General features: G+C 46.4%; 21 protein-coding genes. 14 read left to right on the top strand and 7 right to left on the bottom strand.

The annotated features are described in order from the left end of the window. Nucleotides 1-26: 26 nt before the first annotated feature. The 12 genes from OXN25_01785 (at nucleotide 27) to OXN25_01730 (ending at nucleotide 12,733) form a co-directional block, all read left to right on the top strand. Complete coding sequence (locus OXN25_01785; GenBank protein ID MDE0423579.1) at nucleotides 27-761, top strand: CPBP family intramembrane metalloprotease; 735 nt, start codon at nucleotides 27-29, stop codon at nucleotides 759-761. 146 nt (nucleotides 762-907) lie between these two features. After that, nucleotides 908-1,126, top strand: coding sequence for a hypothetical protein (locus OXN25_01780; GenBank protein MDE0423578.1), 219 nt, complete (start codon nucleotides 908-910; stop codon nucleotides 1,124-1,126). Then, nucleotides 1,123-1,392 (top strand): hypothetical protein, encoded by a 270-nt coding sequence (locus OXN25_01775; protein MDE0423577.1) that lies wholly within the window; start codon nucleotides 1,123-1,125, stop codon nucleotides 1,390-1,392. The genes OXN25_01780 and OXN25_01775 overlap by 4 nt, the downstream gene beginning before the upstream one ends. 140 nt (nucleotides 1,393-1,532) lie before the next feature. Next, on the top strand, nucleotides 1,533-3,620 hold the full coding sequence (locus OXN25_01770) for an N-6 DNA methylase (protein ID MDE0423576.1): 2,088 nt from the start codon (nucleotides 1,533-1,535) through the stop codon (nucleotides 3,618-3,620). 2 nt (nucleotides 3,621-3,622) lie between these two features. Further along, complete coding sequence (locus OXN25_01765; GenBank protein ID MDE0423575.1) at nucleotides 3,623-4,282, top strand: DUF4145 domain-containing protein; 660 nt, start codon at nucleotides 3,623-3,625, stop codon at nucleotides 4,280-4,282. Continuing rightward, nucleotides 4,282-5,664 (top strand): hypothetical protein, encoded by a 1,383-nt coding sequence (locus tag OXN25_01760; GenBank protein MDE0423574.1) that lies wholly within the window; start codon nucleotides 4,282-4,284, stop codon nucleotides 5,662-5,664. Before OXN25_01765 ends, OXN25_01760 begins: the two co-directional genes overlap by 1 nt. A gap of 208 nt (nucleotides 5,665-5,872) precedes the next feature. After that, the gene (locus tag OXN25_01755; protein ID MDE0423573.1) at nucleotides 5,873-6,475 is read left to right on the top strand and encodes a hypothetical protein; all 603 of its coding nucleotides are present in this window, start codon (nucleotides 5,873-5,875) and stop codon (nucleotides 6,473-6,475) included. Next, nucleotides 6,453-7,493 (top strand): DUF262 domain-containing protein, encoded by a 1,041-nt coding sequence (locus tag OXN25_01750; protein MDE0423572.1) that lies wholly within the window; start codon nucleotides 6,453-6,455, stop codon nucleotides 7,491-7,493. The genes OXN25_01755 and OXN25_01750 overlap by 23 nt, the downstream gene beginning before the upstream one ends. Before the next feature lie 533 nt (nucleotides 7,494-8,026). After that, nucleotides 8,027-9,970, top strand: a complete 1,944-nt coding sequence (gene acs, locus OXN25_01745) for an acetate--CoA ligase (protein ID MDE0423571.1) — start codon at nucleotides 8,027-8,029, stop codon at nucleotides 9,968-9,970. A gap of 38 nt (nucleotides 9,971-10,008) precedes the next feature. Beyond that, nucleotides 10,009-10,503, top strand: coding sequence for a thiamine pyrophosphate-binding protein (locus OXN25_01740; GenBank protein MDE0423570.1), 495 nt, complete (start codon nucleotides 10,009-10,011; stop codon nucleotides 10,501-10,503). A 294-nt stretch (nucleotides 10,504-10,797) separates the two neighbouring features. Beyond that, on the top strand, nucleotides 10,798-12,099 hold the full coding sequence (locus tag OXN25_01735; GenBank protein ID MDE0423569.1) for a sigma-70 family RNA polymerase sigma factor: 1,302 nt from the start codon (nucleotides 10,798-10,800) through the stop codon (nucleotides 12,097-12,099). Between the two features lie 19 nt (nucleotides 12,100-12,118). Continuing rightward, the gene (locus tag OXN25_01730) at nucleotides 12,119-12,733 is read left to right on the top strand and encodes an iron-sulfur cluster assembly accessory protein (GenBank protein MDE0423568.1); all 615 of its coding nucleotides are present in this window, start codon (nucleotides 12,119-12,121) and stop codon (nucleotides 12,731-12,733) included. A gap of 38 nt (nucleotides 12,734-12,771) precedes the next feature. Here OXN25_01730 and OXN25_01725 read toward each other — a convergent pair whose 3' ends face one another. From OXN25_01725 to OXN25_01705, 5 genes are all read right to left on the bottom strand, one after another. Next, a complete protein-coding gene (locus OXN25_01725; GenBank protein MDE0423567.1) occupies nucleotides 12,772-13,740 on the bottom strand; it encodes a beta-ribofuranosylaminobenzene 5'-phosphate synthase in 969 nt (322 codons plus the stop codon). A gap of 103 nt (nucleotides 13,741-13,843) precedes the next feature. Beyond that, complete coding sequence (locus OXN25_01720) at nucleotides 13,844-14,509, bottom strand: ABC transporter ATP-binding protein (protein MDE0423566.1); 666 nt, start codon at nucleotides 14,507-14,509, stop codon at nucleotides 13,844-13,846. A 177-nt stretch (nucleotides 14,510-14,686) separates the two neighbouring features. Next, nucleotides 14,687-16,660, bottom strand: a complete 1,974-nt coding sequence (locus OXN25_01715; GenBank protein MDE0423565.1) for an HlyD family efflux transporter periplasmic adaptor subunit — start codon at nucleotides 16,658-16,660, stop codon at nucleotides 14,687-14,689. A 2-nt stretch (nucleotides 16,661-16,662) separates the two neighbouring features. Further along, nucleotides 16,663-18,039, bottom strand: coding sequence for a TolC family protein (locus OXN25_01710; protein ID MDE0423564.1), 1,377 nt, complete (start codon nucleotides 18,037-18,039; stop codon nucleotides 16,663-16,665). A 122-nt stretch (nucleotides 18,040-18,161) separates the two neighbouring features. Then, nucleotides 18,162-19,184 (bottom strand): RRXRR domain-containing protein, encoded by a 1,023-nt coding sequence (locus OXN25_01705; protein MDE0423563.1) that lies wholly within the window; start codon nucleotides 19,182-19,184, stop codon nucleotides 18,162-18,164. Between the two features lie 521 nt (nucleotides 19,185-19,705). On the opposite strand from OXN25_01705, the gene OXN25_01700 reads away from it, so the two are divergent. Beyond that, on the top strand, nucleotides 19,706-21,331 hold the full coding sequence (locus OXN25_01700) for a PEGA domain-containing protein (GenBank protein ID MDE0423562.1): 1,626 nt from the start codon (nucleotides 19,706-19,708) through the stop codon (nucleotides 21,329-21,331). A gap of 52 nt (nucleotides 21,332-21,383) precedes the next feature. Here OXN25_01700 and OXN25_01695 read toward each other — a convergent pair whose 3' ends face one another. Further along, complete coding sequence (locus OXN25_01695; protein ID MDE0423561.1) at nucleotides 21,384-22,277, bottom strand: phytanoyl-CoA dioxygenase family protein; 894 nt, start codon at nucleotides 22,275-22,277, stop codon at nucleotides 21,384-21,386. Nucleotides 22,278-22,428: 151 nt separating this feature from the next. Continuing rightward, nucleotides 22,429-23,634 (bottom strand): aminotransferase class III-fold pyridoxal phosphate-dependent enzyme, encoded by a 1,206-nt coding sequence (locus OXN25_01690; protein ID MDE0423560.1) that lies wholly within the window; start codon nucleotides 23,632-23,634, stop codon nucleotides 22,429-22,431. A 184-nt stretch (nucleotides 23,635-23,818) separates the two neighbouring features. Here OXN25_01690 and OXN25_01685 point away from each other — a divergent pair, with 184 nt between their 5' ends. After that, on the top strand, nucleotides 23,819-25,192 hold the full coding sequence (locus OXN25_01685; protein ID MDE0423559.1) for a HEAT repeat domain-containing protein: 1,374 nt from the start codon (nucleotides 23,819-23,821) through the stop codon (nucleotides 25,190-25,192). Nucleotides 25,193-25,216 lie beyond the last annotated feature (24 nt).

Raw genomic sequence — 25,216 nt, 5'->3', positions numbered from 1 at the left:
TATCCTAAAACCTACGAGATGTCAAGATGATTTCCCACATTCAAACTTTAAAAGAGAAATATCTGCGCGGTTGGGAACGCCAAGCGACAGTCATTCTGCTCGCCTCAGCCCTACTCTTGATGCTGCATAGATATTATACCCGCCGAAGTTTCTTCAGACTCCATTTCGCAGAATACTTTGGGGCCGGACCGCTGGCGGAAAGTTATCCGTACTATTACTGGTTTCTGACCACTGGAATTACGTTATTCCTTGTCCCCGTTCTCGTCGCCAGATTCGGGACAACCCAGCGGCTAAAAGACTACGGATTTCAACTCGGAAATCAGAAACTCGGGTGGAGTGTCACCGGTGCGGCATGGGTTCTGATGATTCCAGTGGTTATCCTTGCAGTCATTGTGTATCCACCTTTCCGCGTGAAGTATCCGCTCTGCAAGGTAATTGCAGACAGTTGGCAGACGTTTTTACCCTATCAACTCGCTTATGGCGTTTACATGTTTTCGTGGGAATTCTTCTTCCGTGGCTTTATGCTCTTCGGATTAGAACGGAAATTTGGGAACTACAGTATCTTGATCCAAACGATTCCGTTTGCGGTGCTTCACTATTCAAAGCCGTTGCCGGAGGCATTGGGTTCAATCATTGCAGGTGTCCTGCTTGGTGTCCTCGCGTTAGAGACGCGCACGTTTCTTTATGGCGCAGCAATCCACTGGCTCGTCGCAATGACAATGGATACAGTCGCTGTCCTTTTTTCACGTTTTTTTATGTGAAAATTTTATTGCAGTCGCTCGGTTGTCATGTTATAATGCATCAACGGTGTGTCGATAAAAAATACTAACGTCCGGAGAAGTTATTATCAGTTTGTCGCTGTGCTCTTGAATTTCTTGTCCATCAATATAATAAAGGAGGTATCTTCATGACAACGCGCCTTGAACACGCTTTTACGGAAGCATCAAAACTTTCACCCAAGGAACAGGATGCACTTGCAGATTGGGTCCTTGCTGAACTTCGTTCTGAAAAACGATGGGATAAATTGTTTGCCAGTTCTCAAGAGACATTATCCAAGCTGGCTTCAGAAGCACTTGCTGAACATCGTAGGGGGCAAACGCAGGAACTAAATCCAGACCAACTATGAATTCAAGCACAACAAAACGCTTCCGGCAGATGCTTGCGAAATTACCAAATAACATTCGACAGCAGGCTAAAGATGCCTATAGACTCTTCAGGGAAAATCCATATCACCCAAGTTTGCGATTCAAGAAAGTACATAACACTGAGTCAATTTATGCTGTACGTATTAACATCAACTATAGAGCGGTTGGAGTTGTTGATAGTGGAAAAATCGTTTGGTTCTGGATCGGGCCGCATGCAGAATATGAAAAGTTGCTTGATGTGCTTTGAGTTTTCTTGTCTATCAATCAGCGAGAAGAAATCCAGACATCCCACCAGAAAATAGAAGAACTTGAACACGAAAAAACATGGACAACATTACTGAAATTGTAAACGACTTTGGCGAAAGCATTAATAGATAAGAAAAAACGATGACCCAACCCGACATCATCCAAACGATACTCAAAGACAGCAATTACCACCTCGACCTATTCGACGCTTCCGAAATTCAGAGCTTACGTCAAAGAATAGAGGGCAAAAAAACACCCATCACCTACTGCCCTATCCGAGGGAAAGCAATCCAGCTCAAACCCGAGGAACTCATCCGTCAATTGTATGTAGAACGCCTCCTGAACCGGTATCATTATCCACGAGAACGCGTGCGGTTTGAGCATCTTGTCAATTTCGGTAGAGAAAAGAAACGTGCTGACATCGTTATCCTTGACAAGGACAGAGCCGATAGTCCTTATATTATCATTGAAGTAAAAAAGCCAAAACTCCAAGACGGCAAGGCACAACTCCGTTCCTACTGCAATGCCACCGGCGCGCCTATTGCTGTATGGACAAACGGACAGCAGATTTCACACTACCACCGGCGAGACCCGAACTACTTTGAAGACATTACCGATATTCCGAACGCCGATCAGACTTTGGCGGATATCCTCAATGAGCGTTTTACGCTCAAGGATCTCATTCTTAAGGATAAGCTCGCAACGGAACACAAATCCTTGAAGGATGTCATTTTGGAATTAGAGGATGAGGTACTCGCCAACGCAGGCGTGGATGTCTTTGAGGAGGTCTTTAAACTCATCTTTACCAAACTCTATGATGAATTCAAGAGTCAGGAAGATAAGATGTTTATCAACCGCCTCCTGCGATCCAGAATCAACACGGCTATTCAAGAAACAGATCAATCTTACGACGTTGAAAATCCAGATTATGAGGTTCTCAAGAAAGCCGTTGAAGAAATTCCAGATGACGATTTTCGAGCGGTGGAGTTCAGAAACACAGGACAAACCGACTCCCAACTCAAAACCAAAATTCAGCGGCTTTTTGACGATGCAAGAGACCGGTGGAGAGGCGTTTTTCCCGAACATTCGACGTTTGAACTATCTGACAGCCACCTATCAGTCTGTGTGTCCAGTTTGCAGGATATAAAGTTGTTCAACTCCAATTTACAGGTTGTCGATGAAGCGTTTGAGTATCTGGTGAGTAAATCTGCCAAAGGCGAAAAAGGGCAATACTTCACGCCACGCCACGTCATAGATATGTGTGTCAAAATGCTCAATCCGCAGCCAGGGGAATATATGATTGACACCGCCGCTGGGAGTTGCGGGTTTCCGGTGCATACCGTTTTCAAGTTGACTGGGACGCTGTTCACGAATGCGGAAATCCCTGCAGCCGACAAAGAGCACGTCCTCAAAGTGTTTGGAATTGATTTCGACGAAAAGACTGTCCGGGTGGCGAGAACCCTCAATCTGATCGCAGGAGACGGTGAAACGAATGTCTTGCACCTCAACACACTGGATTACGAGCGGTGGGACGACAGCACAGAGAGAAATAGCAGGTGGGTACGCACGTATGGCGACGGTTTTGATCGACTCAAAGCGTTAAGGCTGGAACAGGACAGGAACAAGTCATTTGGTTTTGATATTCTGATGGCGAATCCACCCTTTGCTGGAGACATCAAGGAGAGTCGTATCCTCCATCAATATAACCTCACCTTTAAGCAGAACGGCAAGGCACACACTAAAATCGGTCGCGATATCCTATTTATTGAACGCAATCTTGATTTCCTCAAACCCGGGGGGCGTATGGCGATTGTGCTACCGCAAGGCAGATTTAACAACACGTCTGACAAGTCCGTCCGTGAATTTATCGCCGAGCGCGGCCGTATTTTGGCTATCGTCAGTTTACACGGTAACACTTTCAAACCGCATACCGGTACGAAAACGAGCGTTCTATTCGTACAAAAGTGGAACGATGATCCAAATGCGGGCCCCCTTTGTCGAAAAGTTGACAACTACTCCGTCTTTTTAGCGGTGAGTGGGAAGGGTGGTAAAGATAATTCTGGCGATTATATTTTCCTTGAAAATAGCGATGGACAGCACAAATTGGACAAAAACGGGCACCTGATTGTTGATCACGACCTACACAACCACAACGGAGAACTCCCTGACGGCATCGCCGAAGCCTTTATTGAATGGGCAAGGCGTAAAGATTTGAGCTTTTGGAGATAAACATGTCTGAATATTATCCACCAAAGTACAAGAATGATGCCTTTCATTGTCCAAATTGTCAGGTTTTTGCTTTGCAACATTGGGAAGATGCTGTTATTACAGTTTACAATGAAGCCCTCCGTGATGTTTTATTTAATAAAATTTGTATTAAAGACGTGGACGTGGAGGTTGCTATTTGTTCACACTGTAAAAGCGGGACTCTTTGGTTAGCAGAAAAGATTATCTATCCGCCAACGCGTAGTGCTCCACCAGCAAATGGTGATTTACCGGAGGATGTAACACAAGTTTATGACGAAGCTGCCGCTATAGCTGATCAATCTCCACGTGCCGCTTGTGCTTTGTTGAGATTGGCTGTAGAAATGCTTATGAAACATCTCGGAGAGACAAGTAATATCAATGACAGTATAGGGAATCTTGTAAAAAAAGGACTTGCCCCGAAGGTCCAGCAATCATTGGATATTGTGAGAATAACGGGCGACAATGCCGTTCACCCAGGGGAAATCGTGTTTGACGACACTGCCGATGTTCAAGCACTTTTTAACTTAATCAATGTCATTGCTGGTGTCTTGATCACACAACCTAAACAGATTCAAGAACTTTACGATGGACTTCCTGAGGGGCCTAAGGAAGCAGTAGAAAAACGGGATGGTAAAACGCAATAATGCAGTATTCTACCGTTGATTACCAATCTATAGTGGATGCCTCCCATTCCCTGCGGTTTGATGCGGAGTTTTTTAGACCCGATTATTTACAGATCCAACGCCGACTCGAAGATATTGGTTCGCGCAAACTCATTGATTTTCAAGTCAACATCAAACACCCTAAAGAAATAAAGCGAAATTATGTGGATGATGGTGTTCTGTTATTAAGAGGGCAAAACGTTCGCCCGCTCTCCATTGATCTGACAGCGAATCCGGTTTATATATCAGAAGAAGATGCAGAACGTTTAAAGGAAAACGCGATACATTACAAAGATATTCTGATAATGCGATCAGGGGCAAATGTTGGTCAATGTGCTATCTATCTTGAAAATAACCCTGCTATATCAATGTCCGATACGCTTATCATCCGAAGTGGTGCCTTAAACCCTTTCTTTCTCGCTATTTTTCTCAATACCAAGTATGGTAAAGCATTAATAGAAAGAGGCAAATATGGTAGCGCACAACCTCATATTGCTCCGCCCTTTTTATACCAAATTCCTGTCCCGAATTGGGAAAACCTTCAAACCGAAATAGAGAAAACCTATCTCCGTTCAAAAGAACTAACAGAACTATCAAAAACGCGGTATGCCGAAACCCAAACTCTTCTCCTTGAGGAACTGGGACTTACCGACTGGCAACCAAAGCACAGGTTGACTTTTGCCACAGATTATGCAAGCATGCAACGCGCGGAACGCATTGACGCGGATTACTTCCAACCGAAATACGAGGATATTATTGATGACATTAAAGGTTATCCGGGCGGATGGGGTAAGATTGGGAATCATGCCCAGTTAAAAGATAGCAATTTCAAACCTGAACCTGAAACGGAATACAAGTACATTGAACTTGCCAATATCGGAAGCAGTGCGGAAATAAACGGTTGTATGGTAGAGCAAGGACAAAACTTGCCAAGTAGAGCACGGTGCAAGGTGAACGCGGGAGATGTTATTGTTTCGTCTGTTGAAGGCTCACTGGAAAGCATAGCCTTGATAACAGAGGAATATGATAATGCCCTATGTTCGACTGGGTTTCATGCTATCAATTCGGATATGCTTAATTCGGAAACTTTATTAGTGTTTTTGAAAAGTAGCGTCGGTCAGTTACAGCTCAAGAAAGGGTGTAGTGGGACAATCCTTACTGCAATTAATAGGGAAGAATTTAGTAAAGTCGTTGTTCCAACAATCAGAGCAGAGAAACAGACTGAAATCCAACAGAAGGTCATCGAATCCTTCAACTTACGCAAGCGCGCCAAAGACCTGCTGGAATCTGCCAAACGATCAGTCGAAATTGCCATTGAACAGGACGAACAAACCGCTATCGACTGGTTGGAATCTGTTTTGTAAGTGCCTTGATATTTCGGATGGGAACACTTCACCTGTTCTTTTGTCCTTAAGTCAGCAACCTCTCCTCTTAGATTTCGTCAGCTTAGATTGGTATTTGCTCTATGATATGTGGTATAATTGTAATATGAGTTTGGTAATGGTCGAGGTTAGAAAACCTCGCCACTTGGGTGGAGCGCGACAGTATCTCATATTTTCTTAGGAATTGATAATGATTGACGAGGGTAAAGAAAGACTTGATGAGTTTAAGAAAGAATTAAGACGTTTATCGGCAACCCGAATAGTCAGAAAACACATTCTTTTTGGAGAATGTTGTATGTTATCTCAGGACAAATACTTCGATTTGCGCTCGGAGGTTGCTGATCACTTCGGACTGCACCCAAATGATGTTTTGGTTGTGGGCTCAACAAAACTGGGTTTTAGTGTTGTACCAGATAAAAAATATCGTCTATTCGGTAATGAATCTGATATTGATGTCGCTCTGGTGTCTTCGAGATTATTTGATGAATTTTGGGAACAAGTGTTTAGATATAAGTATGAGGGTTCATATTGGCCCGAATATGATCAATTTGTTGACTATTTCTTTCGAGGATGGATAAGACCTGATAAATTGCCTCGATCATCTATGTTTCCTTTGAGAGAAGATTGGTGGAATTTTTTCCGGTCTATCACTAATAGTCGTAAATATGGAGATTTTAAAATTTCCGGTGGATTATATAAGTCGTATTTTTTTCTCGAGAACTATCAGACAATTTGTATACAACAATGTATAGATAACTTGGAGGAGAAGAATGCAAACAACAGCGACAAATAAAAAAATACGCACGCTCTTGGCAGATATTCGGAACGAAATCTTGATTCCAAGACCTGAATTTCAAAGACGTTTAGTGTGGTCGAATAAACATAAAAGTGCTTTTATTCAAACAGTTTTGGATGGGTATCCTTTTCCCGAAATATATATTGCTGCTGGTGAAGTAGATCCTGTCACTGGAGAAGGGAAGGAAATGCTGGTAGATGGCCAACAGAGGTTAACTACATTGAAACAGTACTTTGAAGCATCGCCAGACTTAAGGTTGTCGAAAGAGGTGATTTCCTACTCGAAGCTACCCGAAGGAAAACAAGTTGACTTTTTAGAATATCAGGTTGTTGTTCGAGACTTGGGAAAAATAGACATTAGTAAGATAAAGGAGGTGTTTCAACGAATTAACTCAACGAACTATGCTTTGAATGCTATGGAGATTCATAATGCCAGATTTGATGGAGAAATAAAACGATTCGCTGAAAAACTTGCGGAAGATCCTTTTTTTCAAAAACATAGAGTCTTCTATTCTAACGAAGTAAGACGTATGGGAGATGTTCGTTTCGCTTTGTCTATTGTTGTAACTGTGATGTCAACCTACTTTAATAGGGATAACGAACTTGAAAATTATCTGCAAGAATATAACGATACATTTGAAGAAAAGTGCCGTTTAGAGATTGGATTTCAAAGAGTTTTTAAGTTTATAGAAGCGTGTGGATTTCTTCAAAATAGCCGTGTCTGGCGAAAGGCGGATCTATTTACTTTGCTTGTGGAGATTTATAGAGCGTTAGTTAAAGAAAACAAACCACTTCAGCCTGCAAAAGTTGGAGAACAGCTGCGACAGTTTTACGAATTAGTAGAAAGGTTAGGACAGCGAGGGTTAGACAGTGAGGTTGAAAAGGAAGACAAGAGAATAGCAGAGTACCTTACAACGACTAGACAAGCGACCAACGATAGGATGACCCGTATAAATAGAGGAAAGATTTTACAAGATGTGATTAGCGGAAAATTTTTCGACGAGAAACAAGATTAACTGTTTTAGCAATACCTTCGCCTATTATAAGGTGTTGCTTTGAGAGCCTTGCTTGTGGGCAGTTTGATAGATGTTAGAGCGGGTTTATGCAGCTCTACTGCTTCCTCAAACCTTCTACGTTGTAGCATACGCCATAAGCTACACGCGCATTTCGCGTTGATTCCTATCAGTTTGTGAGTGACAGTTCCCAATCCTGTAAATCCGATAATCCTGATTCTGACGACCAAATGTCCCAAAAATCCGCGTCTTCTGCGTCCACAATCCGTGTCATCCGCGATTTGTGGCGGACTCGCCTCGGTTCATGTCCTAAGGCATGAATACCGTTGATTCATGCGACGTGCCTTCAGACAACACTTTCAACAAGATATTTACACACCCCAGAAATCCGTGTAATCTGCATAATCCGTGAAAATCCGTGATTCAGATAATTGTAGTTGACATGCTCACCCTTTTTTTGTAAAATGTATCCTATACAACTTATAGAGGTATTTTGAGAACCGCAGATTGATTTGGAGAGGAGATAAAATAATAAAATGGCTAACAACGTTTTTCCACCGGAAGACACTACCTATCCTATAGATAACGCATACGTCAACAGTTTAGAGGCATACGAAGCACAATATGCCGAGTCCGTCCGAGACCCTGAAGCATTTTGGGCAACGGTTGCGGAACGGTTGACGTGGTATCAAAAATGGCATACCGTTCGCGATTACGACTTCGTCGAAGCGGAAATTAAATGGTTTGAAGGCGGCACACTGAATGCTTGTTATAATTGCCTTGATCGGCATGTAGAGGCTGGACACGGCGATGCAACCGCTATTATCTGGGAGGGAAACGATCCATCTGAAGATAAAACCTTTACCTTTGATGAACTGCTAACTGAGGTCAAAAAATTTGCCAACGTTCTCAAGGCACAAGGCATTGAAAAAGGCGACCGCGTTTGTATCTATCTACAGATGGTTCCAGAGTTAGCCATCGCGATGCTCGCATGCGCACGGATTGGTGCCGTTCACTCCATCGTCTTCGGGGCATTTTCAGCGGAATCCCTCCGAGACCGGATTAACGACTCGGCGTGCAAAATGCTCATAACACAAGATACCGCAATGCGCGGACCCCGTAGCGATATACCCATGAAAGCTAACGCCGATGCCACTGTTGCCGAATGCCCATCCATTGAAAAGGTCGTCGTCGTCAAGCGTACCGGCGATACAGTCGATTTCGATGCTTCGCAGGATATTTGGTGGCATGAAGCGATGGCGAATGCCGATGCCGAGTGTGAACCCACTGTTATGGATGCTGAAGATCCCCTGTTTATTCTTTATACCTCCGGTTCAACTGGGAAACCCAAGGGGGTTTTACATACCACAGGCGGTTATCTCACCTATACATCTTACACACACCAACAGGTTTTTGACTACCACGAGGGGGATGTCTACTGGTGTACCGCTGATATAGGATGGATTACTGGGCACTCTTACATCATCTACGGTCCACTTGCGAATCGGGCGATTACCGTTATGTTTGAAGGCGTGCCAAACTATCCCGACTTTGGAAGATTTTGGCAGGTCGTCGAAAAGCATCGTATCAACATCTTCTACACCGCGCCAACCGCACTCCGCGCATTGATGAAGGAAGGCGATACATGGGTCGAGAAATATGACCGCTCCACACTCAGGTTACTCGGCACGGTCGGCGAACCCATCAAAGAGCCAGAGTGGTTATGGTACTACAATACCGTTGGCGATGGGCGTTGCCCGATTGTCGATACGTGGTGGCAGACGGAGACTGGCGGAATCTTGATGACACCGCTGCCCGCAGCAACGCCATTGAAACCCGGTTCAGCAACTTTCCCGTTCTTTGCAATTGAACCTGTGATACTCGATGAAGAAGGGAACGAGGTGGAAGGCAACCCGGCGACTGGGTATCTCTGTATTAAAACCGCCTGGCCCGGTATCATGAGGACCGTCTATGGCGACCATGAACGGTTCTTGGATACCTATTTTCGCCGATTTCCCGGCTACTATATGACCGGGGACGGTGTCCTACGCGATGAAGATGGATACTATTGGATTACAGGTCGTGTTGACGATGTTCTGAATGTCTCTGGACATCGATTGGGAACTGCCGAAGTTGAAGGGGCAATCGGACAGCATGAAGCGGTCGCAGAAGCAGCCGTCGTCGGTTACCCGCACGACATCAAAGGGCAAGGGATCTATGCCTATGTCACGCTGATGACGGGTGAATCTCCGTCTGATACGGTAGAAACCGGTATCAAACTGGCGGTACGGCAACATATCGGACCTATTGCCACACCTGATAAGATCCAGTTTACACCCGCATTGCCAAAGACGAGATCCGGAAAAATTATGCGGCGTATCCTCCGAAAGATCGCAGAAGGCGACCTCTCTGAGCTCGGTGATACCTCAACGCTTGCTGATCCAACGGTTGTTGATGCTTTGGTTGAAGGTAGGCAGTAGATTTGCGTATTGTATTTATAATGAATGAGGGACAGAAATTGGCATCAGCACAAAATATTGTAGACGAATTGAAGAAACAGGGCATTACGCATGCCATAGGCGTTCCTGATAACGGTAGCGCGCGGATTTATGAAATTTTGCGGGCAGAACCCGATATCGAAGTTATCACGGTAACCCGTGAGGGTGAGGCGTTTGCTATTGCTTCTGGGTTGTACGTGGGTGGTAGAAAACCCGTCATCATCATTCAGAATACAGGTTTTCTGGAGTCCGGCGATGCCATTCGCGGCACTGTTGTTAACATGCAAGTACCAATAGTCGTATTTATTGGTTATCGTGGGTATCACAACCGCGACGCAAATGGGAATTGGGTCGATTCTGTAGCAACCTTTCTTGAACCGACGCTGAAAGCGTGGAATTTGCCTTATGAAATGTTGGAGACGGATGACGATATTTCGTGTATCGGTAGAGCGTTTGAAAAAGCTGCTACCACTTCGTTTCCTGCAGCAGTGCTACTGATCGGACATGCTACATAGTTTGCTGTGGTTATAATTTGGTAGTTATGAAGTATGGTAAACGTCAAAAATAAATAGACATTCTCCGCTCCGTGGTAGGCGAGGTTTCTAACCTCGCCGGTGTAGAGTGTCCAATTAATGCTAAGGTTTACCATAAGTGCGAAATAATGGATAAATTTTGGTAAAATGTGAGGTTATACGGCTTTTTTTTACAATATTTCATTTTTTTTTAAACATTTTACTTGACAAAGCGTTTAAAGAGAATGTATCATTAATCTTTGTTTATCAAAATCTATAAATAAGGAGAGGAGAACAATGGAAGCCGAGTATTTCGGTGAAACAGCTAATATAGGGAATGTTGAATCTTATATGGATTCGGCATTTCCGATGGAAGAGACAGAGTATTCTGAGAATTCTAAGGGGAGCGATCGGACAGCACTCACGAGTTGGCTCCGAAGCGTAGCAGGTCATCGCCTGTTGTCACGAGAAGAAGAAGTTGAATTAGCGAAACGGATTGAAGCCGCGGAGGCACAACCACTGGACGAACTACTGGAAGTATTAGTAAAAGTTGAACTATTATCTCCCAAGGTGAAAGTGGAACTGGTGAAACAGATTGGAGCCAACGAGGACGAACCGCGAGAAGCAGGCGATGAATTGTTAGAAGTACTATTGGAAAACAACCTGTTGTCTCTTGAGAGAAAAGAGGAACTGGCGAAGCAGATTAAACCTGGCGGTAATGCCGCACGCAGGACCTTAGTGGCTGAATTACTAAACATTCTGGTGCAATCCGATACGTTACCTGACGAGCAGAAAAAAGAGCTGGCGGAACGGATTGAAGTTGCTGAGATTGAAGCACACAGCGCACGAGATGAATTAGTCCAGGCCAACCTACGCCTCGTTATTTCTATTGCCGTTAAATATCAGGGCCACAATGTCCCACTTGAAGATTTGATTCAGGAAGGAAATATCGGACTCATTAAGGCGGCAAGTAAATTTGATTATCGGAAGGGGTTTAAATTCAGTACTTATGCTATCTGGTGGATTAAGCAGGCGATCATGCGCACGCTTGATAATTTCTCTCGTTCGATTCGTTTACCTTCCTATATCGTCGCGAAGATGAATAAATTTGATTCTATTTATGCAACGTTGTGCCAAGAGTTGCAACGTGAACCCAGACGCGATGAGATAGCGGAGGCTTTGGACCTCACTGTCAATCAGGTTGAAGAGATTCTTACCTTTAACGCTGATGCGATTTCCATGGATTTACCGCTGAGTGATGAACGTTCTGCTTCAACATTAGGTGATTTAATCGAGGACCCCACTACCAGTGGAGAAGACGGTCCCATCGCCGAATTGATTAACGCCGATTTGATCGCTCAATTTCTTGACAAGTTACCTGAACGCGAGCAGATAGTCCTGCGGATGCGTTTTGGACTTGAAGATGGAGAACGGAAAACGCTCCGAGAAATTGGTGTTGCCTTGAAGGTCACTCGAGAACGCGTCCGGCAGCTTGAAATAGACGCACTCAAAAGATTGAATAATCTTTATAAAGAGATGAGTGAATTTCAATATGAAGAGATGAGAGAGTTTCGATCTGAATCCTCCAGAGCCGCATAAATAATCACGGAAGGCGACTATGAAGAATTTCTTGAAGAAGTTCACGGGAACCGAAACTCCTTTGCTTGAAGTTACGGAAGCCGCACAAGAGAAAATTCACGCAGTTATACAAACTGAGGAAGTTGAAGTCGAAGGGCTGCGGATTGGTATCCAAGGTAGAACCGCTACCGCTTTCCAGTACAGTCTCGGCTTGGCTACCGAAGTTCAAGACGGTGATATTATCGTCGATTGTGAGAATTTTAAAGTCCTCGTTGATGCAGAAAGCGCGTCTGACCTCAAAGGTGCTGTTATTGATTATGTCGAGGACCTAAATTCCAGTGGCTTTAACATTGAGAATCCCAATACGCCGACATGGGACAATCCCAAAGCGCAGGAGATTCAAAAACTTATTGATGAACGTATCAACCCAGCTGTTGCTGCACACGGTGGGCAAATAGAACTCCTGAACGTTGAGGATGACTCTATTTATATTCATATGGGCGGTGGCTGTCAAGGGTGTGGGATGGCGAATGTCACCCTCAAACACGGCATTGAAGCCATGATTCAGGAAGTTTTCCCTGAGATTAAGCATGTCGTTGATACGACTGACCACGCTGCTGGGGATAATCCATATTATTCCCCAAGCAAAGGCTAAAACAGACGGGCAGGTTCTACATCTGTCCGTTTTTGTTTTTAATCTGTTATAACGTGGGCACCTGAATTATTCGCTCGCGTAATAAAACATGAACCCCCATTCGGGAGCGTTTTCAGGAATGCTTCCGTCTCCCGTTTCAGCTCCCCAATTTCCTCGCCTAACACACAAATCGCAGGTCCCCAACTGCTAACGCCAGCACCGAAGGCACCAGTAGTGCTTAGGAAATCGAGTGTTAGTTGTAACTCATTACCTTGCGCGTCAATTTCCACCCGCTTCCACCCAAATTTCTGGATACGGTTTAAAGCGTTGCCGAAGTTAGACATATCCCCTTCGATGAGAGCCGGGAGTATCTGGAGTAGGAGTATGTGGGATAGTTTTTGAGCGATCCATTCCGGTTGTGGACATAGGGTCTGGAACAATTCTATCTCTGCCTCGCCGTAAATCCTCGAACAGTTCGGCATCACAATCAGCATCGGCGATTCTGGAAATGCGTAACGCAGTAGGATGGGGGGTGGTGGAATATCACCCACGGCGGAAGAAGGTAGGAAGGAAGCCTTCTGGTCTGGAAAACGGTGTCCGCCGTCTACAATGAAGCCACCTGTGTCGAACGCTGCAATACCGATACCTGAAGTGCCACCGCGTCCGACAATTTTTGCGAGTTCTTGCACATCCAAACTGAGTTCATACAGAATATTAACGGCTTGTGCAACACCGAGCGCGAGTTGTGTGCCAGATCCGAAGCCACAATGCATCGGGATTTCGGTTGCAAGTGTTAATTTAATACCGGGGAATGGATGGATTTTTTGGAGTCGTTCGAGAACCGAATATGCCCGATCGCGGTATACAGAGGCAGCTACGTCCAGGGTGTTTGCCCGCTCAGCGACGATTTGAAAATTTGGATCGGTAATTGCTAAACCGAAACCTCCATCAATACGTCCGAGCGCGCCGTTCAAATCAAGCAGGGAAAAATGTAACCGAGACGGCGTGGTAATTCTGACATGGTGCATAGTTGAATCGAGTTTGATAGGCTTATAGGCGCGACGAGTGAGTATTATCTTTACGAAGTTGGGCGCACTTGAAAAGCACGCCAGCACGCCCATCGAGGTTCATCTATTCGGCATCCGCGCCATTATGTCCATTTTTCCTGACATCCCGCTCGATTAAACCGTCTCGGATGTGCAACACACGTTTAGCATGTTCCGCGACTTCAGGTTCGTGTGTCACCATAATGATAGTGTTGCCTTCATCGTTGAGTCGGTTGAAGATCGCCATGATTTCAGTCCCAGAACGGGTATCTAAGTTCCCTGTCGGTTCATCAGCAAAGATCATTGACGGTCTGTTGACTAAGGCACGCGCAATCGCAACGCGCTGGATCTGTCCACCCGACAACTCCGTTGACTTGTGATCCACGCGATCCGCCAAACCAACCGCCTCTAAGGCTTCAAATGCCCGCCGTTTCCGCTCCTTTCTGCCCAAGCCGGAGTAGATGAGGGGTAACTCAACGTTGTTGAGCGCACTCGTCCGGGGAAGCAAGTTAAACGACTGAAACACGAAACCGATCTTCTTGTTCCGGATGTCTGCCAGACGATTGTCCGAAAGTTTGCCGACCTCTTCGCCTTCGAGGAAGTACTCACCGGCTGTTGGTGTCGCGAGACATCCGAGGATATCCATCATTGTTGACTTCCCGGAACCCGATGGTCCCATAATCGCGATGAATTCACCTGATGTTACTGTGAAGGTCACGCCTCGCAGCGCGTGCACCTGAACGTCACCCATCTGGTAAACTTTCGTCAGGTCTTTTACATCTATTAACACAACGTTTCCTCCTTAGCATTACTGACATGAAGCTAAAGATATATCTAAATTTATGGACCCTTTTTCAAGCCTGTTCTTTTTGACGCAATATCAAAAAGGAAGGGAAGGCAGTTTGTCTATACTAACAATCACGCAAATTTATTTGTCTTCTTCATCGTCCGAAGTTTTTTCGCCTTTGGTTAATTCTTGCATAGAAGGGACAAAAACGCGATCACCTTCTTTCAAACCACCGGTGATTTGAAAGTGTGTGTTGTTCCGCTGCCCAATTGTAATATGGGTTTTAACCCCTTTTTGTTCCTTTTTGTTTTTATTCGGTTCACCTGTATCCAACATGACAAAGTATTGCCGTTCGCTGCTTACTTCGGCTTCCACACCGGAGAGCGCATTCCCGTCTGCAATAATGATGCTAATCTCTATCGGACCCGTCCGCAACCCTTTTTGGTCACCTTCAAGCAAAATTTCGAGATTACCGCGGTCCTGCTCCGGTGAAATTTTACCAACCCGTCCAGGGAACTCTTTTCCGACCAGGCTCCGAATTCTGAGTTCCTGACCTTCTCGGAATCGTCCCAAATCACTTGGATTAACTTTCGCTCTGACAGTGAAAATCTCAGGGCTTAATACCGAGGGTATCGGGAGTTGCAGAATATCTGATTCTTCAAACACGATGATGTCTACATCAGCGGACATCCCAGGCAGCAGTTCCGGCGGTGAACCGATAACCTCTACATCTACTTCAAATGTGATCACAGAACTCTGGTTCTGTGGGCCTCGCGGTGTTGCACTCGGTGAAATTTCACTCACCTGCCCCGGAAAGATACGATTCGGGTAACTATCAACGCTAATCTCGGCACGTTGCTCTAACTGTATTTTCCCGATCTCTACTTGATTGATTTGTGTTCTGACAATCATTTGATCAAGATCGGCGATCCGCATGATTGGCTCACCGCGTGAGAAGGCTGAACGTCCGGAGGTAATAATCTCACCTTCTTCTACAATGAGGCGTGTAATCGTACCAGGGATAGGCGCAGTGACGGTTGTCCAGTTGTAACGCTCCTCTTGCGACTTGAGTCGACTTTCTGCTTCAAGTCGGCTTGCCTCTGCGCCGACCTTCGCGTGTTTCGCCAATGCTTTTTGTTGTTCTATTGTTTCTTGTATCTGGTCAAGGCGCGTCTGCGCGTCCTCAAGTTCTGCCTTGTACTGCTTACGTTGGGCTTCTAACGAGTCTTTGAGCGTCTTGACATTCTTTTTATTCAAATCAAACGTCGAACGTCTGCTCTCAATCGCTTGCTCCATTGCTTTGATGTTTTCTTCTTGAGATTTTATCGTTTCACCTTGCGAATCGACCTCTTTTAGGGAGGTCTCATAATTCGATCTGGCGATGATTAACTGTTTCTGCGAATCCTCTAACGCCTGTTTTGAAATGAGTTGTTTGTCGAACAGTTCCTTATTTCGTTCGTGTTCTGATGCAGTTGTCTCGTAGGAGATTTTTGCCGACTCAACTGTTGTCTGCGCACGCTCAAGCGTCAGTTTCGCTTGTCCTAACGCAATTTCTGCTTGTTTAAGTCCGATAATATCCTGATTTAGGGAATTTTGGGTTGTAGCGACGAGCGTTTCGGCTTCCGTTATCCGCTGCTGTGTTGTCGCAACGAATGAATCTAATGTGGCTTGTGCCTTAAGTACCGAATTTTGTGCTTGTGCCAGGTTGCTATCCTGCTGTTTGTCAGTGATCTCAATCTGGAGTTCTGCGCGTCTGAGTTCAGCGTCGCGGGCGTCGAGATTCGCCTCAGCCTGCTTCTTTTGCTCTAAAATTTGTTCATCATCAATGCGGAGGAGAGGATCTCCTATTTCAACTTTTTGTCCTTCGTCAACGAGGATTTTGATGATCTCACCCTCAACATTTGACCGGACATCTACCTCAAGGAAGGAGCGTAAATTGCCCGATTCACGTACTCGCACGCGGAATTCCCCACGCCGAACGACCTCTTGTTTAACCTCTTCGTCTTTCTTCTGTTGACCGAAACTGAAATTCATCCGGGTTGCACCGATTGCCCCAACGGCGATAACGACAACAGCAATCGCCCCGATAATGAACCACTTTTTTCGACTCTTCATGGTTATTGTAAGACCCCCATTGCGTCTTGCAGACGGGTCTGTGCAATTTTGTAATCGTAAAAGGCATTCACCTGATTCGTCAATGCCTGTGCGTAGCTTGTTTGGGCATCAAGCAATTCAAGCAGAATCGCTTTGTCCACATCGAAACGTCCTTGAATCACGTCCAAACTCAGTTGTGCGTTGTTAACTTGTGCCTTGGAGATGTCAAGCGAGGTTTCACTCCGTTTGAGGTTTAGGTATGCTTGTCTGACAGCGAGAGCCACATTCCGTTCCAGATCACTCGCGTTTTCCCGCGTCTGCTCTAACTGCATATTTATTTCTTTGACGCGATTGCTCAAAATACCGCCGTCAAAAAGGGTGAAGTTTAGTGAGGCACCAATGCTCCAGCTCCGAAAATCAGAGAAATTCTCGCGCTCCCGGAGGTAATCGTCAAGATTCACATCGTAACTGGCATCCGCATTCAACCGGGGCCACCGTTGTAATTTTGCCAAGGTTAAACTCCATTCTTGCACTCTTAATTGTGCCTGAAGTTCTTGGAACTCTGGACGATTGTCAAGTGCTGTCTGGATGGCTTCTTCGACCGGAATCGCTATCCGTTCAATGGTCCCCCGGTCTTGATACAACTGATATGCTTCATCAACCGAAACGGTAAGCAGCACGCCTGGGTCCAACCCGAGGAGCCGTGGCAGGGTTGCCTGTGCAATTTGAAGTGAATTTTGGTTGTTTAGCAAACTTAATTGGTCGTTTGCTTCGCGAACTTCAGCAGTGGCAATATCTGCCGGGATGAGTGAACCCGCCGCTACGAAATCTCGCGTGCGTCGTGTATTCTCTTGAGACCTCGCCAGGATCTGCTCACTCACGCTGACGAGCTCCTGCGATTGGATGACATCATAGTAGGCTTGGGTAATATCAAGAATTAGACCTTGTTTAATGCCTTCATTGCGGCTCACTGTAGCGTTCAAATTCTCTTTCGCTTGTGCAAAGCCACCTTCGCGCTGACCGTTGTCCCAGATCGTATATTGTCCGCGTAATCCTAAATTATAATTTTCGGGTTCAAATCCGAAATCAATCCGGTCAGAAAAGTCGTAACTACCGGTGGCAAAGATTTGTGGAAAATAGTCAGCGCGTGCAGTCTTCACGCGAAGTTCTTGGATCGCAAGGTTCAAGCGCGCATTTCGCATGCTTGACGCTTTCTCTAAACCTATTTGAATACACTGCTCAAGCGTTAAAGGTTGTGATAAATCCACCTCGCCGCCAGGTTCTTGCGCACCTACACTGAAAGCTATCGCTAATTGCGCAATCAAGATAATTTTTAACAATGGGTTTCGCGGACCCGCGAGTTTTGACAAAACAGTAAACTTAATTTTCCCGTGAATCATTAAAATCTCCTTGTCCATACCGATGCTTGTGTCGATTCAACACTATCTATCCTCAAGTTTTGGGAACCCACGGATTACACCAAAACCGTATTGTCAATCTTCGGGCAGGAGACCCCGCTGCTTTAGCTCGGGGAGGAATGCCCACTCCTATAGTTAAAGTTAAGGCGTGTTAGCACCTTGAAATCTGCTATTTTCGCGTTTTGACAAAGACGCTTTCCTGCCAAAGAATATAGCGAAATACCCCTTTTGCTAAAGCCGCTAATACGGGTCAAGCCATGCTTAATATGCCTAACCAGTGTGTTCTTTACCAAGCCATTGAAAGTCGTCCCACCATAACGCGGACGGTTGCCACCTTTCTGTGGGTTCTGTCTATGAAGTTCACGCCTCCGTATCGGTATCGGTGATAGGCAGAATATATGGGTATTATCAGGGCTGCTTTCACCTCCTACCGTGTGATATGCAAGACACCAAGAATCCACACAATGTGCGTCAAAGGTTTCAGCAAGTTTCTTGGAAGACTTCTTGAGTCCAAGTCTCTCTCGTATCTCCTTTGTTTCCCATCCTCGAAGGGTTCGCAGGTCCCAACGCTTCTGAACTTCAGCGTAGAACCACTGCTTACCCACTTCAAGGGGACTAAAAGAGGTATTCCACTTTTTCGCATATGCTATCGTCCGTGCCTTAATATCTTCAACACATACATGCGTGATTCGATAGAGTTTGGATAACCAGTCGAGGATACGCAACTTCCAATCCCAACGTGCGCGTGTGCCCGCGGGAATACGGACTTGGTTCGCAAGACGATTCGTCCTATGCTTCCTATTCGGACATTTACGCGACCGACGCCCTCTCCGCAACTCCCGACGCTTTTCAACTTTCTTGCCGACTTTACTGTGAGCGTCCGCCTGCACATTCAAATAGGTATGCTTTTCAGACTTCACTGTAAAACCTTCTTTTTTGCTACCGGGGTCTACACCTACTACTATATCTTGTGTGTATTCGTCTTCTGTAGCATAGTTAAGTCTGAGACAAAATATACCGTTAGACCAATACGGTGTTGCCAACCCTTTCTTAATGAGCATACCCGCCTTATTAGGATGAGTCGGCATTAATATCTTACCGTCTTTACTCTTAACAGGAACATACATTGTATGTAATCTCCCTTTCGGGTTATATGTTTCCCCATCCAGATCGCAGTCTCCAAGAGGAATCAGACTTGGGGAGCATCCGAAACATTGCATTGACTGCCACGCCGAGAGACCGCGATATAGCGAATGCGCTGACTGTAGTCAATAGTTTAACTCGTGGAGTGAACGTTTGGCATACGCTTCGCACAAGCCCGATGCTTTAGCTTTAGGGTTATTGACCATATATATTATGACGTTGACGCGAGCCCCTTCAATTTCGCTCGATGTCCGTCCTAATTTGTAAGCACAATTTCTAACCGCGCCCCTTAATCCTAATACAGACGCTTCGCTTCAAAATAGGAAATTTTGGAAATTTGCAAGCTGCGCTAAGAAACCTTAATCTATAATCTTTTGACGCAGTTTTCCACTAAACGTTTAGACATTTTAACATCTAATGTGGTTCTTTTTTCTTGAAATCGTTCACAGTTTTTGTTAAACTAATCTGTTAAGTAGACTCGAAACATAATTTACGGGTAGAACCTATGCTGAAACCCAACACTATTCTCGCTGCCATTTTTATCTCTGCAGCACTCGTTATCGCCGTATCCGTGCCAGCGTTTTCGGTTGATTCTGGCGTACACTGGTTGATTGTGGATGCAACCCCGGATGCACGTGCACATGAACTGCTAAATACGCTTACTGAACTCCTGACGACGCGCGGACAGGTGCCGAGTGAGCAGATCCATCGTCTTGCAGGTGATGTTGTTACCACGCAAGAGATTTACGCCTTACTTCAAGAAGTTGGGCAGCAAGTACAGCCGGATGCAACCCTAATCTTTTTATTTCATGGAATGGTTGTCAAACACAGACGCCCGAATGCCATGCATCTGCTAATTCCAGGTGATACGCAAACGATTCAAGATGCAACGCTGAATCAGTGGTTTAGGGAGTCTTTTGAAGGACGCGCCGTTGTTATACTTGATGGGTACTCCGATGATACAGACCTAAACACTTACTATGCCAACCGTGAGATTCTGGGCAGTGCTGCCCTGAACGTGATTCAATTGGCACCCCAAGCAGATGCTACGAGAGCTCTTCGGGTACTCAACGACGCACTTGCTACAGACACAACTGATACGGATGAGAACAGGCAGATCAGTATCATTGAGACCTTTGAATTGTTCCGGACAGATGAGGAACTCCCTAACGGCGTACTCGCACCAACGGGTGATGTTGAGGCAGCGCTTCTCAAACTCAGTCCTGCGATTAAGATTGAGACCTTTCCTGATGGCGCACAAATTTCTATTAACGATGTAGAAGTTGGGAGCACACCGGCACTCGTCACAGAGAATTTGCAGCAGGGCACTTCCACAGTATCGGTTAAGAAGCTTGGTTATCATATCCCTCTCCCCAAAACTGCCGAATTGCAATTGGTGCTCGGGGAGTCCGTCCGCATGGGGTGGGTCCTGCAACCTATTGCTATACACGGGACTGTCGTAGGTGTTGAGGGTCAACCGGTCACTGGGACAATCGTTTGGATTGGTGGAACAACACACCAGCAGACGCTTGAGGCAGATGGTGCTTACCGCTTTGACGATTGGAAGGATTCAGGGTTGCTTACACTCGGTGAAACTTACACGCTTCACGCAAAACAAGGTGATCTGAGTTATGAAGCCCTTACTTTCACGTTTGATGGCTATACCGATATAGAACACACGATTCAACTTGTTAAACGGACGTGGTTTGAAATCGCACAGATTGCCTTTGATCAAAACGACCATCAAGGCGCGATTATCGCGTTTCAGAACGGGATTGAACAGACTACAGATTTCCCACAGATGTCCCCAGAATTAACGGTTTTACTTCTCAGCTCCTTCGCCGATGCGCTCGACAAACAAGATGTTCACGATGTTAATACGCTGGTTGTTACAGCGAAGCTTGCCGAACAACATGGACAGCCAGACCTCGCAAAAAGGTATTGGCAAGAGTTAAAAGCGAAGGCGCGAAAGGGAACTCCGGCTGCGGAACTCGCGAGCCAACGCCTCTGGGAACTCAATCGCGCCCGTTATCTTTTTAATATCGGTCTCGTTGTTGTCGTCGTCATTCTAATCACATCTGGCGCGTGGACATATTACAGATACCGGAAAACGAGGCAGACAGTTTCATAGAAGATATAGGGACAGACTCAAAGGCTCTGTCCCTATGCGTCTGAGCCGCTTCTTAATGCCGATACCTCTCCCCAATCAAATTATTCGCAGCGCGGACTGGACGGAAGAGCGTCTGGCGTTTCGCAGGCATTTCCGCTAACAATTTAGGATGTGGATCCCAGTCGTGCCACTTGCTGTTCACTGTGTTGTAGCAACTGAAAGTAGCCAGCCGATCGTTTTCTGCATTCGTCCATTGATGCGTGCTATGCGTCAGTGCTTCTGTGAAAAATAGCAGGGAGCCAGCGGGACACTCGTACGTATCCCAAATCGGAGAATCTGGACTCTGGATTGTGTCCGGTGCTGTGTAGACTGCCTTATGACTCGCCGTAATAAATAGCGTCCCACCTTGTCGGTATTTCACTGGATTCAGTTCCCAAACAACGCGGGTTAACCCGCTGTGTGCCTTGCCTGGGATACACCGATAGAGATGGGAGTCACCCGGAAAACGGAGCATTCCGTTTCCGTTGTGCGGTCCGAAATTTCCGTCACCAACAGTCCGATAGAACAGACTACACGACTCCATCCGGAATCCATAGCACTCCTGACTCGATAGCGCAGGATGCGCCACGAACTCGTTCAGGAAGCCCACAACATTTGGGTGATCCGATAAACGTTGCAAAGGACCGCCGAGCGGAGAACGCTCATGTTCTGGGATTGATTCCGGGTCATGGCGGAGTCGGTGGGCAAATTCCTGCATCTCCGCAAGTTCATCACCCGACAGCACGCCTGGAACTAAGAGCCAACCGCGCATATCAAAAAGATATTTCTGTTCCTGCGTCGGTGCGACGACTGGACTGCCATCAGAAGTTGTTGCGGTGAGTTGGGCATCTGCGTTCTCTAAGTCAAGTGCCGATCCGAGGTTTTTGTCAACAATGAAGGGGTTGCTGTGATGTATGACTTTTGCCATTTTTTTAACTATTCGCTCCTGGGCTGCCCTCCACTACGTTTCGGGCAGGTTTTCGGTGAAGTTGCAGTGCTTCCTTAGGAATTGTGAACGGCTTAAAGAAAGTGCGACTCACATTCCTGATTGCTACAACTGTTCAGCGGTTTTGCCCTTCCTATGCAGCCTTGGCGCGTTTAAGGGCATCTTCAGAAACCGTAAGCGTCTTCTCAATATCTTCATCCGTATGCGACATCGACATAAACCAGATATGTCCTTCCGGTAGGTACAAACCGCCATCTAAAGTCGCTTCGTAGAAGGTCTGATGGAAACGTTGTTGGCGTTCATCGCTGCTATCGGTGTTCAATCCGAAGTATGGCATCGGACCGATACCACCGATCCGAGCGTTCTCAATGCCGAGGCGTGCTACCATCTCCCTGTAGCCATCGAGTAGTTTCTGTCCCTGTTTCCACATGAATGCGACACCGTCTTTCGCCTCAAGTTCTTCTATCGTAGCGATTGCGGCGGCAACGAGGGAGACCTCTCCGTGGAAGGTCGCGGCTACCCAGACATCGCCGACCTCGTCCATGATTTCCTTTTTACCGACGACGACAGCAGTCGCAAACCCGTTGGCGAGTGCTTTTCCAAAAACGGACATGTCAGGAGTAACACCGAAGTATTCTTGGGCACCGCCCAAAGCGTAGCGGAATCCCGTTTTGACTTCATCAAAGATCATCAACGCGCCGTTAGCATTCACGAGTTTCTTTGCTTCTTCGAGGAAGTTATCTTTCGGAAGATCGTGCCCAGAGGGTTCCATAATCAGACACGCGATCTCGTCAGGGTGCGCTTTAAAAAGGTCAGCGAGTCCTTGAAGGTCGTTAAAATCGACGCTCAGTGTAGATGCGGCAGCACTCGGCAAATGTCCGCGGGCGTGGCTGCACCAGTCGTGCCATCCGTGATAACCCGAACGAATTACCTTTTCTTTACCGGTATACGCCCGCGCGAACTTAATCGCACCCGTCGTTGCATCTGAACCGCCAACAAAATAGCCAACCTTGTCCGCCGATGGAATAATCTCAACCAACTTTTCAGCAAGCTCTACCTCAAGCGTATGTCCGAAGTTGTAAACGTTACCGCGTTCAACAAGATGTCTTGTGACCGTCTCAATCACGGTAGGATAGGCGTGTCCAAGGATCATCGGTCCGTATCCCATTAGATAGTCGATATAGTCGTTGCCATCGGCATCCCAAAAATGCGCTCCTTTCGCACCTGCAATCATAACAGGTCTCGGCGGTTGGCTCTGCTTATGCGGTTGCCCGCCGCCGACCAGTGCAGCTCTGGCGCGCTTCTGCCATGCCAGTGATTTTTCAAAACTTCGTCCCATCCTAAAACCTCCAAGTTCGTGCTATAGCCCTACGAATTGACTCCAATTTCTTGCTATTTTATCACAATTTCGGATTTGACAGGAAAATTTCTTGAAAATTGCACAATTTTGTGGAATAATTAGACGCATCGGACGCTTGTAGACAGCCCTTTGGCAAGTTTCAAAAAAGAGGGAGGAACAAAAAATGGCAGAAGGTCTCTTGACAGATGCGCAGATGCGACACTTTATTGTGAACGGTTACGTCACCGTTACAACCGATCTGCCCGCACAGTTTCACGATGCAATCTATGAGAAGACGATGACCGTCTTTGATAAGGAAGGTAATCCCGGTAATAACCTCGTGCCGCGGATACCTGAAATTCAGAATGTCCTTGACGACCCAAACGTTGAAGGTGCTTTGACAAGCCTGCTTGGCGCGGATTACTACATGCAACCGCATCGCCATCCCCACTATAATCCACCCGGTAGCAAGGGGCAAGGGATGCACCAAGACGGTGGCAAACGCTGGTCGCATCATACACGTAGGTTACTCGTTTTCTATTATCCGCAAGATACTCCGTTAGAACTCGGTCCTACCGGAGTTGTCCCAATGAGTCACTACTATAGCACCCGTGAAGGCGCAGAGATTTCACCTGAACAACCTGTTGTTGGCAAAGCGGGAACAGTCGCCTTCGCAAACTATGACCTCTGGCACCGCGCTATGCCTAATAGTAGCGAAAAGAGGCGCTACATGATGAAGTTTCTCTATACCCGCATGTCGGAGCCGCAGGAACCGACGTGGGCAAATAAGGAGACCGATTGGGCAAACGGCTCTCTTGCAGGACCCGCAGAACATCAGAAAATGTTTCAACACCTCTGGAAATGGCATCAAGGAATTGAGGATGCTGACACGCACGAAACGCCGAACGGTGAGTCGTTATCGAGTTTAATCAGTGCGCTCAACAGCACATCGGAATCAATAGGATTGCAAACAGCTTATGAATTGCCCCGATTTGGAGAGGCGGCGGTGCCTGCGTTGGTGCAGTGTTTGCAAGATGAATCGGAGATGACACGTCGAAACGCTTGTTATGCTCTCAACGCAGTGGGAACCCCAGCAGTTGAACCCTTACGTGAGGCATTGAAGGATTCCTGTGAATACGTGCGTGATAACGCGGCGGAAGCACTCGGCGACTTGGGGATCAAGGCTGAACCCGCGGTGCCTGCGTTAGTCGAAACACTGGACGACCCTTCTGGTGCTGTTCGTTCGCGCACGATTGAGGCGTTGGGAACAACAAGCCAGTCGAGCTCAGTTGCTGTACCTCGGATTGTGAAGGCGTTGGAAGATGAAAGCCCTGGCGTTCGCCGGAATGCGGTTTTCGCCTTGGCGCGAATCGGTAGAGACGCACCCGGCGCGGTTGAAGGATTGCAAAATGTCCTGCTTGATGAGAATCGTTACGTACGTGGGGATGCCGTGCATGCACTTTATCGTATCGGAACACCCGCAGCGAAAACCGTGCTACTCCACTACCTCGAAACGACACGCTGGTGTCCGCTAACCTCAAAAGAGAGCACCTTTTAGGGGACCCAGCGTTCCCAATCACGG

The sequence above is a fragment of the Candidatus Poribacteria bacterium genome, assembly GCA_028820845.1.
GTDB lineage: Bacteria > Poribacteria > WGA-4E > WGA-4E > WGA-3G > WGA-3G.
The sequence above is the reverse complement of the archived record's forward strand: the minus strand, read 5'-3'. Positions and strand labels throughout refer to the sequence as shown.